This window comes from Streptomyces sp. NPDC031466 (genome assembly GCF_055581265.1).
Window position 1 is genome coordinate 1 of the sequence record NZ_JBVIJT010000014.1, and the last position, 11,562, is coordinate 11,562.

The 11,562-nt window shown below is 73.9% G+C and carries 2 protein-coding genes; both read left to right on the plus strand.

Translation table 11 applies throughout. The annotated features are described in order from the left end of the window. The coding region (locus ACZ5GP_RS30335) for a condensation domain-containing protein (RefSeq protein ID WP_468753896.1) at positions 1–3,173 on the plus strand (3,173 nt) is incomplete at its 5' end. A 53-nt stretch (positions 3,174–3,226) separates the two neighbouring features. After that, positions 3,227–11,542: a type I polyketide synthase gene (locus tag ACZ5GP_RS30340; protein WP_468753897.1), complete on the plus strand. Its 8,316-nt coding sequence runs from the start codon at positions 3,227–3,229 to the stop codon at positions 11,540–11,542. The last annotated feature ends 20 nt before the right edge of the window (positions 11,543–11,562 follow it).

Consider the following 11,562-nt stretch of genomic DNA (forward strand, 5'->3'; position numbering starts at 1 on the left):
AGTACCTGGGCCGCAACGACGACCAGGTCAAGATCCGTGGTTTCCGCATCGAGCTCGGGGAGATCGAAGCCGCCCTCGCCGGACACGAAGCGGTCTCCCACGGCGTCGTCGTCCCGCGCGGCTCCGACGACAACCGTGCGCTCGTCGCCTATGTGAGCCCGACGCCGCAGTGGCTCGACGACGCCGCCCGCGAGCAGAACGCCACGCTCCTCGACCAGTGGCAGCGGGTCTTCGAGGACCAGTACGCGGGGACCGGCGACGAAGCCGCCGACGACCTCAACCTGGTGGGCTGGGACAGCAGTTACACCGGCCTGCCCGTGCCCGAGACCGGCATGCGCGAGTGGATCGACGGCACCGTCCGGCGCATCGCCGAGCTGCGGCCGCGGCGCCTGCTGGAGATCGGCTGCGGCACCGGACTGCTCCTGTTCCGCTACGCGGAAGCCTGCGAGGCGGTGCACGCCTTCGACCTGTCGGCGTCGGCGCTCGCCGACGTCCGCCGGGGAGTGGAGAGCCGAGGCTGGAGCCATGTCACCCTGGAGCAGGGGGACGCCCTGTCGATGGCCCGCCTCACCGGGCAGACCTACGACACGATCGTGCTCAACTCCGTGGCCCAGTACTTCCCGAACCGGGTCTACCTGGAGGAGACGATCGCCCGGATGCTGCCTCTTCTGGAGGACGGCGGCCGCATCTTCATCGGCGACGTACGCAACCTCGACCTGCTCCAGGCCCACCTGAGCGCGGTCGAACGCAGCCGCGCCGGAGGCCGTACCACGGTGGGCGCGCTCGCCGAACAGGTGCGGCGCCGCCGCAGGCAGGAGAGCGAACTGCTCCTGAGTCCCACCTACTTCGCCCGCATCGCCGAGCGCTTCCCCGAAATCGGTGGGTACGACCTCATGGTCAAGCGCGGCGTGGAGGACAACGAGATGTCCGCCTACCGCTACGACGTCGTCCTGACCAAGGGCATGGACACCCCGGCCGAACCCCTGACGTGGCTGGACGCCGACACCACCGAGCGGCTGCGCGCCCTCCTGGAGGACGGTGCCCCCGACCGCTTCGGTGTCAGCGGCCTGCGCAACCCCCGGGTCGCCGACGACGTGCGCGTCGGTGAGGGACTGACCCGCTGGTCGCCCTCCCACGAGGTGAGCCCGCTTCCCGGTGGGGTCCGGATCACGGAGCAGGCCGCCGTGGACGAGTTGGAGGCCGTACTGCTGCGTGCCGAGGAGCTCGGCTACAAGGTGGCGGCCACCTGGTCGCAGGACCGTCCCGACGGCCTCGACCTGGTCTTCGGCCGGGACGCTCTGCCGCCGGTCCGGGCCCGCGCGCCCTACCGCGAGGCGCACCTGGCGAACTTCCCGCGGATCGGCGACCTGGGTCCCTCGGTGGCCCGTACGCTCAAGGAGCACCTGTCCGCGCGGCTGCCGGAGTACATGCTGCCCAGCGTGTTCATGCTCCTCGAGGAGCTGCCCATCACCCCCAACGGAAAGGTCGACAAGCGGGCGTTGCCCGCCCCGGACGAGGGCGCCGTGGCCAAGGAGGCCTACGTCGCGCCGCGCACCAGGACCCAGCGGACCCTCTGCCGCGTCCTCGAAGAGGTGCTCGGGGTCAGCCGTGTCGGCATCGAGGACAGCTTCTTCGCGCTCGGCGGGCACTCCCTGCTCGCCGTCCGGCTCAACCTGCGCGTGCGCCGGGAGACGGGCCGCGAACTGCCGCTTCAGCTGATCCTCACGGGCGCCACCGTGACCGAGATGGCCGCGGCGATGGACGACGAGCCGCCTGCCGTCGAGGCCGTGCCGCTCGTGCCTGCCGTGCCCGTCGCGGAGGGCGAGGAGGTGCCGCTCTCGCTCCAGCAGGGTGACCTGTGGTTCCTCGGCCACCCGAAGCACCTGGACCCCTCGTACGACAACGCGCAGCTGGCCCACCGGCTGACGGGGCACCTCGACCGCGAGGCCTTCGCGCGCGCCGTCCAGGCACTCGTCGCACGGCACGCGGTACTGCGCACCGGCTATGCGCGCCGCGACGGAAACGTCGTCCAGCGCGTCCACGACGCCGCCGGCTTCGAGGTGACCGTCACCGAACCGATCGCCGGGGACGACGCCCTCGCCGCCTGGCTCAGGGACGAACGCACCCGCCCCTTCGCGCCGGAGGGCCCGTACGCGGTGCGGATCCACCTGGTGCCGGTCGCGGACAACGAGCACGTCGTCGTGCTCACCCGCCCCTGGGGTGTCTTCGACGGCTGGTCGCTGACCATCGTGCTGACCGAACTCATGGTCCTGTACGGCGCGTCGAGCCGCGGCGAGGAGCCGGATCTGCAGGAACTGCCGCTCCAGTACGTCGACTTCGCCCGCTGGCAGCGCGACGTGCTGGATGGCGCGGTGCTCGACAGGCAACGCGACTACTGGAAACGGCAGTTGGACGGCCTGCCCGCCTGTCTTTCGCTGCGCACCGACCACCCGCGCCGCCCGGTGAAGTCCTACCGGGGCGCCAAGGTCACGTTCGACGTCCCGCAGTCCGTGCTCGCGCGGCTCAGGCAGCTGGGCCAGGAGCACGACGGCACGCTGTACATGACTCTCCTGTCGGCGTTCGCCGTGCTCCTGGGCGATCGCGTGGACGACCGCGAGCTGGCTGTCGGCTCGCCCGTCACCAACCGGCCGCAGGCCGAACTGGAGCAGCTCGTCGGGTACTTCGTGAACACCGTGGTGATCCGCCTCGGTATCGCCCCGGACCGCGTCTTCACGGACCTGCTGGCCCAGGTCCGGCAGGTCACGGCGGAAGCCCACGAGCACAAGGACCTGCCCTTCGCCGAACTGGCCGGGGAGCTGGCGCCGGAGGCCGATCCCTCGTACTCCCCGCTGTTTCAGGTGATGTTCAACCTGGTGCCGAACCCGGCGGCCGAGGCGGGCGACGCGGCCGGAGCGGCGGACCTGACCGTGAGCCCCGTCGCCACCGACCCCGGACCGGCGAAGTACGACCTCAACCTGACCGCCCTGGAGACGGACACCGGCCTGCGGGGCCAGCTGGAGTACAGCCTCGACCTGTTCACGCGGGACACCGCCGACCACCTGGCGCGGACGTACGAGCGGCTGCTGCGGGAGATCGTCGCGGACCCCGCGGCGGACCTGGCCCGGCTGCGGTCGCGGGCGCGGACCGCCACCGAGGCGGACACGACCGCATGACGACGCACCCTTCCCACCACCTCGAACAGGAACGACCGGAAGAGGAGGCAGGCATGTCCACGAGTGATCCGGCCGAGCGGGCGGTCGCCGTCGTCGGCATGTCCTGCAGGGTCCCGGGCGCCGAAGACCTCGACGCGTTCTGGGAGTTGCTGCGCGACGGCGTGGACGCCATCACCGACGTGCCGGCCGGTCGGTGGGACCTCGACGGGATCCCGGACGGGGCGCACGGCTTCGAAGGGGTGCGCCGCGGCGGGTTCCTGGACCGCGTCGCCGACTTCGACAGCGGCTTCTTCGGCATCTCGCCGCGCGAGGCCGAGGCGATGGACCCGCGCCAGCGCCTGGCCCTTGAGCTGAGCTGGACGGCGCTCGAACACGCCGCCGTCGTGCCGGAGACCCTGCGTGGCGCCAAGGCGGCCGTGTTCCTCGGCGCCACCGGCGACGACTACGCCGCGCTCGTCCACCGGCACGGCGGGGACGCCGTGTCCCACCACTCCATGGCGGGCCTGAGCCGTGGAGTGATCGCCAACCGCGTCTCCTACCAGCTCGGCCTGCGCGGCCCCAGCCTCACCGTGGACGCGGCGCAGTCCTCGTCCCTGGTCGCCGTCCACCTCGCCTGCGAGAGCCTGCTGTCGGGCGCCGCCACGCTGGCTCTGGCAGGCGGCGTTCACCTGAACCTGGCGCCGGAGGGCACGCTCGCCTTCGCGCGGGCGGGCGCCCTGTCCCCGGACGGGCGCTGCTACGCCTTCGACGCGCGCGCCAACGGCACGGTGCGCGGCGAGGGCGGTGGGATGGTCGTCCTCAAGCGCCTGTCGGACGCCGTCGCCGACGGCGACACCGTCCACTGCGTCCTGCTCGGCAGCGCCGTCAACAACGACGGCGGCGGCGAGGGCCTCACCGTCCCCGACGGCGAGGCCCAGCAGGAACTCCTGCACAGCGCCTACGCCCAGGCGGCCACGGACGCGGCCAGGGTGCGGTACGTCGAACTGCACGGCACCGGCACGCGCGCGGGCGACCCCATCGAGGCGGCGGCGCTGGGAGCCGTGCTCGGCCAGGACAGGCCGGACGCGGAGCCGCTCCTCGTCGGCTCGGTCAAGACCAACATCGGGCACCTCGACGGCGCCGCCGGCGTGATCGGCCTGATCAAGGTCGCCCTCTCGGTACGGAACGGAATCCTGCCGTCCAGCCTCAACTACGCCGAGCCCAACCCGGCGATCCCCATGGAACGGCTGCGGCTGCGGGTCAACGACACGACCGGGCCCTGGCCCGAGGGGCCGCGGCTCGCGGGCGTCAGCTCGTTCGGCGTGGGCGGCACCAACTGCCACGTGGTGGTGGGCCAGGCCCCCGCCGCGCCCACGGACGAGCCCGCGCGGGCCGAGCCGGCCGCGGTGCCCGTCGTGGTGTCGGCCCGCAGCGGGGCCGCGCTGCGGGCCCAGGCAAAACAGCTGCACGCGCGCGTGGCGGCCGACCCCGAGCTGCGCCCCGTGGACGTCGGATACGCGGCGGCCACCACCCGGTCGGTGTTCGCGCACCGCGGCGTCGTCGTCGCCGCGGACCGCGCCGAACTCCTGGACGGCTTGGCCGCCCTGGCCGCGGGCGAGCCGTCGCCCCACGTGGTGGAGGGCACCGCGGGATCCGCGTCCGGCGTCGTCTGGGCGTTCCCCGGGCAGGGCCCGCAGTGGCCCGGCATGGCCCTGGACCTGTGGGACTCCCTGCCGGTCTTCGCCGCCCGGATGGACGCGTGCGCGCGGCTGCTCGACGACCAGGTGGACTGGCGGCTGCGGGAGGCGCTCGCCGACGAGGACGCGCTGCTGCGCATGGACGTCATGCAGCCCGCGCTCTTCGCGGTGCAGGTGTCCCTGGCCGAGGTGTGGCGCGCGGCCGGGATCACCCCCGACGCCGTGGTCGGCCACTCCCAGGGCGAGATCACGGCCGCCTGCGCGGCGGGGATCATGCCCGTGGCGGACGGCATGCGGCTCATGGTCGAGCGCAGCCGGGTCATCACCGACCGACTCTCCGGCCGCGGCGGCATGGCGCTCGTCGAGATGCCGGCGGCGGACGTCGAGGCGGCCATCGAGGACGCCGTGTGGGAGCGGGTCTCGATCGGCGCCGTGAACGGCCCGCGGGCGGTCGTCGTCTCCGGTCCGGTCGACGCCGTGGACGCGGTGGTGGCCGACTGCCGCGCCCGAGACGTGCGCGCCCGGCGCGTCCCCATCGACTACGCCTCGCACTCGCGGCACGTCGAGGAGATCCGCGAGGAGGTCCTGCGGGCGGCCGCGCACGTCACGACCCGGGAGCGCGAGGTCGCCTTCTACTCCACCGTCACCGGCGGCCCCCTCGACCCGTCCGACCTGGACGCCGCGTACTGGTACCGGAACCTGCGCGAACCGGTGCGCCTGGAGGACGCCGTACGGGCTCTCGCCGCCGACGGGCACCGCGTGTTCGTGGAGGCCAGCCCGCACCCCGTCCTGACGATGGCCGTCCAGTCCACCGTCGACACCGTGGAGGGCGCCGCCGACACGGTGGTGCAGGGCACGCTGCGGCGCGCCGAGGACGGCGTGCGGCGCCTCCTCCTCTCCCTGGCCGCGCTGCACGTGCGGGGCGCCGACGTGGACTGGCGGCCGGTCTTCGACGACACCGGCGCCCGCGCCGTGGAGCTGCCCACCTACGCCTTCCAGCGCAGCACCCACTGGATCGCCGCCGAAGGAACCGGAGGTGCCGTGCGGCCGACGGCGGCACCGGCGCCCGCATCGCCCCAGGACGCGTCCGACGCCGGGGCACCCGCAACGGGGAAGCAGGACCTGCGCGCGCTGATCCACTCCCAGGCGGCGGCCGTCCTCGGGCACACCGACCCGGAGACGGTCGCCGCGGACCGCACGTTCAAGGAGGCCGGCTTCGACTCGGTCACCGCGGTGGAGCTCAGCACTCGCCTGAGCCAGGCCACCGGACTGCGGCTCGCCACCACGCTCGTCTACGACCACCCCACCCCCCTCGCGCTCCTGCGCCACCTCACCGAGGAGCTCGCGGGAGACGCCCCGGGCGCCGCGGGGCCCGTACAAGGCCTCGCACCGGACGACGACCTGGTCGCGATCGTGGGCATGGGCTGTCGGCTGCCCGGCGGCGTGAGCTCTCCCGAGGACCTGTGGCGCCTGGTCCGCGACGGGGTGGACGCCATCTCGGCGTTCCCCGAGAACCGCGGCTGGGACGTGGCACCGGAGGCGACAGGGCAGGTCCGCAGCGGCGGATTCCTGTACGACGCGCCGGACTTCGACGCCGACTTCTTCCGGATCAGCCCGCGCGAGGCCCGCGCGATGGACCCGCAGCAGCGGCTGCTCCTCGAAACCTCGTGGGAGGCCCTGGAGCGCTCCGGGATCGACCCCGAGTCCCTGCGTCACAGCCGCACGGCCGTCTTCATGGGCGTCTCCGACCAGTCGTACGTCCCTCCGCTGCACGAGACGTCCGACAGCTTCGGCGGCTACGCCCTGACCGGCGGTCTGCCGAGCGTGGCGTCCGGCCGCATCGCCTACACGTTCGGCTTCGAGGGGCCTGCGGTGACGGTGGACACGGCGTGCTCGTCGTCGCTGGTGTCGCTGCATCTGGCGGCGGCCTCGCTGCGGTCGGGCGAGAGCTCCTTGGCCCTGGCCGGCGGGGCCGAAGTGATGTGCACGCCCGGCATGTTCGTGGAGTTCTCCCGGCAGAAGGGCCTCTCGGCGGACGGCCGGTGCAAGGCGTTCTCAGACGCGGCCGACGGCACGGGCTGGTCCGAGGGCGTCGGTGTGCTCGTCTTGGAGCGGTTGTCGGACGCGCGGCGCAACGGCCACCAGGTCCTCGCCGTGCTGCGCGGCTCCGCCACCAACCAGGACGGCGCGTCCAACGGACTCTCCGCGCCGAACGGCCCCTCGCAGGAGCGGGTGATCCGCGACGCGCTGGCACAGGCCGGCCTGTCGGCGACGGACGTGGACGCGGTGGAGGCGCACGGCACCGGCACGACACTGGGCGACCCCATCGAAGCGCGGGCGCTCCTGGCCACGTACGGGCAGGGTAGGGACCCCGAACGGCCGCTGTGGCTCGGCTCGTTGAAGTCGAACATCGGTCATACGCAGGCGGCTGCCGGTGTGGCGGGTGTGATCAAGACGGTGCTCGCGCTGCGGCACGGCGTGCTGCCGCGGACGCTGCATGTGGAGCGTCCCTCGCGGCACGTGGACTGGTGCTCGGGCGCGGTGGAGCTGCTGACGGAGCAGCGACCGTGGCCGGAGACCGGCCGCCCCCGCCGGGCCGCGGTGTCGTCGTTCGGGATCAGCGGCACCAACGCGCACGTGATCATCGAGCAGGCGCCCGCCGTAACCGAACCCGCCCTGCCAACCAAGGTGTTGGCCCTGGACTCACTTCCCGTGCCGGTTCTCGTGTCCGCCAAGACCGAGGCCGCGCTGGCCGACCAGGCCGCGCGGCTGCGGGAGCACCTCGCGTCCCACGCAGAGCTGCGCCCGCTCGACGTCGGCCGTTCGCTGGCCACGGCGCGCACGCCATTCGAGCACCGGGCCGCCGTCCTGGCCGCCGACCGTGACGACCTGCTCGCCGGTCTCGACGCGTTGGTCCAAGGCGCCGCGAAGGCACCGCGCTCGGTCACGGGAACGGCGCGGGCCGTCGGCGGGCGCGTGGTCTTCGTCTTCCCCGGCCAGGGCTCGCAGTGGGCGGGCATGGCCGTGGAACTCCTCGTTGCGGAGCCGGTGTTCGCCGAGCGGTTGCGCTCCTGCGCCGCGGCGCTCGCGGAGTTCGTCGACTGGGACCTGGAGGACGTGCTGCGGCAGGCCGCGCACGCCCCGACCCTGGAGCGGGTCGACGTGGTCCAGCCCGCGTCCTGGGCGGTGATGGTGTCGCTCGCGGCGCTCTGGCGCGCGTACGGCGTCGAACCCTCAGCCGTCGTGGGCCACTCCCAGGGCGAAATCGCGGCCGCCTGCGTGGCCGGCGCCCTGTCGCTGCGCGACGCGGCCCGCGTGGTCGCGCTCCGCTCCCGGGCCATCGCGCGGGACCTGGCGGGACACGGCGGAATGATGTCCATCGCGCTGCCCGCCGCGGAGGCCGAGGCCCGCCTGGAGCGCTGGCAGGGCCGCCTCGCGGTGGCCGCCCTGAACGGCCCGAACGCCACCGTGGTGGCCGGTGACGCCGAGGCGCTCGACGAACTGCACGCCGTCTGCCAGGAGGAGGGCGTACGGGCGCGCAAGGTCCCGGTGGACTACGCCTCGCACACCTCCCACGTCGAGCGCATCGAGAGGGAACTGGCCACGGAGCTTGCCGAGTTGAGCCCCGTGCCCGCCGAGGTGCCCTTCTACTCGACCGTGCGGAGCGACTGGCTGGGCGAGGACCTCGCGGACGCCGGCTACTGGTACCGCAACCTGCGCCGGACCGTGCACTTCCACTCCGCGGTGGCCGCGCTCGCCGAGCAGGGCCACGACACGTTCATCGAGGTCAGCTCCCACCCGGTGCTCACCATGAGCATCCAGGAGATCCTGGAGGACGTCGGGGCCGCGCATACCGCGGTGGTCTGCGGGTCGCTGCGCCGCGACGAGGGCGGCCCCACCCGATTCCTGGCCTCGGTCGCCGAGGTGTGGACGCGCGGCCTCGACATCGACTGGGAGCGGCTGTTCGCCGACGCGCCCCGGGCCGACCTGCCCACATACGCCTTCCAGCGCACGCGCCACTGGCTCGACGCCACCGCCGACCAGCCGCTCCTCGGGAACGCCGTGGAGCTCGCCGACGGCGGGGGCACCGTCTTGACGGAGCGCATCTCGCTGCGGTCGCGGCCCTGGCTGACCGACCACCGCGTGCTGGGCAGGGCCGTGGTGCCCGGCACCGCCCTGCTCGACATGGCGCTGCGCGTCGGCCACACCGTCGACGAACTGACGTTGCACACACCACTGGTGGTGCCCGAGCGCGACGCGGTCCAGGTGCAGCTGACGGCGGCCGCGCCGGACGACGCGGGCCGGCGGTCGGTCCGCGTCCACGGCCGTGTCCTCGGCGCCGCCGACGAGGCCTGGCAGCTCCACGCCACCGGTGTGGTCCGAGCCGCTGAGCCCGCGGACGCCGCCGTCGCGACGGAGGAGTGGCCACCGCCGGGGGCTGCGCCAGAGGACCGCGAGGCCTGGTACGACGAACTCGCCGGGCGCGGTCTGGAGTACGGCCCCGCGTTCCGCAACCTGGAGCGCGTCTGGCGGCACGGCGACGACCTGCTCGCCGAGGTGGCGCTGGGCGAGGAGCCGGGGCCGTTCGGCGTGCACCCGGCGCTCCTCGACGCGGTGCTGCACCCGCTGGTCCTGGAACAGCCCGGCACGATGGTGCCGTTCACCTGGGCCGGTGTCCGCCTCGCGCGCAGGGGCGCGTCCCGGCTGCGGGTGCGGATCTCGCCGCTGGGCGAGGGCAGGGCATCCCTGGATGTCGCCGACGGCAGCGGCGTCGAGGTGCTCTTCGTCGACTCGCTCACCCTGCGGCCCCTGGACGCCCGGCGCAGCGACCCCAAGCTCTTCCAGGTGCAGTGGCGCGAGACCGCCGCGCCCGCCGTCGCGAAGCCCTGGGATCCCGCGACGGCGGTGCTGCCCGTCACGCCGGCCGACACGGACGTGCCCACGGCCGTTCACGAGACCGCCGAGCGCGTGCTGGGCCACGTACGCAAGTGGCTCGAGGAGAACGGCGAGGGCGCCTCGCGCCTGGTCGTCGTCACCCGGCGCGCGGTGGCCGTGGAGCTCGGCGACGACGTCGACCTCGCGGCGGCGACCGTGTGGGGGCTGCTGCGTCCCACCCAGACCGAACACCCCGGCCGGATCGTGCTCGTGGATACCGACACCGCCGACGTCGAATCCGCCGAACCGGCCACTGAAGTGCTGGCGCGCGCGTTGGCGCTCGGCGAGCCCCAAGTGGCGCTGCGGGACGGCACGTCGTACGTTCCCCGGCTCACCCGCGGTTCCGTCCCGGCGCCCGCCCAGGACCGTCCGGTCATCGACCCCGAGGGCACCGTGCTCATCACGGGCGGCACTGGCGGGCTCGGCGCCCTCGTGGCACGCCGCCTCGTGGCCGGGCACGGCGTACGCCACCTGCTGCTCGTCAGCAGGAGCGGCCGGGCCGCCGACGGCGTGGACGAGCTGGTGGCCGAACTGGCCGCGCAGGGCGCGGCCGTCTCCGTCGCCGCCTGCGACGTCACTGACCGGGCCGCGCTCGCCGAACTCCTGGCGGACGTACCCGCGTCGGCGCCGCTGCGTGCCGTGGTGCACGCGGCCGGGCGGATGGACGACGCCGCGACGCTGTCCCTGGAGCCCGAGCGGCTGCACGCGGTACTGGCGCCGAAGGCCGACGCCGCCTGGCATCTGCACGACCTCACCGCGGGCCTCGACCTGACGGCGTTCGTCCTCTTCTCCTCCGTGACCGCCACGCTGGGGCTCGCGGGCCAGGCCAATTACGCCGCGGGCAACGCCTTCCTGGACGCGCTGGCCCACCACCGGCACAGCGCGGGCCTGCCCGCCCTCTCCCTCGGCTGGGGCCTGTGGGAGCAGCGCACCGGCATGACCGACCGGCTCGACGACGCCGACAGGCAGCGGATGCTCCGGATGGGCATGCGGCCGCTGCCGACGGACGACGGCCTTGCGCTGCTCGACCTCGTCCTCGCCGCGTCGGACCGGGCACACCTGGTGCCCGCCTGGCTCGACGCCGCCGCGCTCCGCGACACCGAGCCGCCGGCGCTGCTACGGGGGCTCGCCCCGGCCAGGGCCGCGCGGGACAGCAAGGCGCGGGGCGGCGCCGAGCCATTGCGGGAGCGGCTGCTCACCCTGCCCGAGCGCGACCGGGAGCTGACGGTGCGACGGCTCGTGCAGGCGGAGATCGTCGCCGTCCTCGGCAGGGCCGGGGCGGAGGAGGTGCCCGCCGACCGCGGCTTCACCACCCTCGGCTTCGACTCGCTGACGGCCCTGGAACTGCGCAACCGCCTTTCCACCCTCACCGGCGTCACCCTCAGCGCCACGGTGACCTTCGACCACCCGAGCCCGGCGGCGCTCGCCAGGCACCTGCTGGAACGGCTCACCCCGAAACCGGCCGCCGCCGCACCGCAGGCGGCCCCGGAGCGGCCGGCGAGCCCGCCCGCACCGGCGTCACCCCCTGACGGGCCTGCGGTCCTCGCCGACCTGGACCGGCTCGCGTACAGCGTGAGCGGCGTCGGTGACGACGGACTGCGGGCGGCCGTCACCGAGCGCCTCATCGAGCTGCTCGGGGTGGTGGCCGTCGGTCCGGATACCGACGGCCCGATGGAGGTGCCGCATGACGAGCAGATCGCCGCGGCCGACGCTGCCGAACTCTTTTCTCTGATCGACGATGAGCTGGGAAGGCCCTGAAACATGACCGACGGGAAGCT

What these genes read in the sequence shown, in the direction of transcription:
- ACZ5GP_RS30340 (WP_468753897.1), top strand. Translation starts at nt 3,227, where the DNA reads ATGTCCACGAGTGATCCGGCCGAGCGGGCGGTCGCCGTCGTCGGCATG.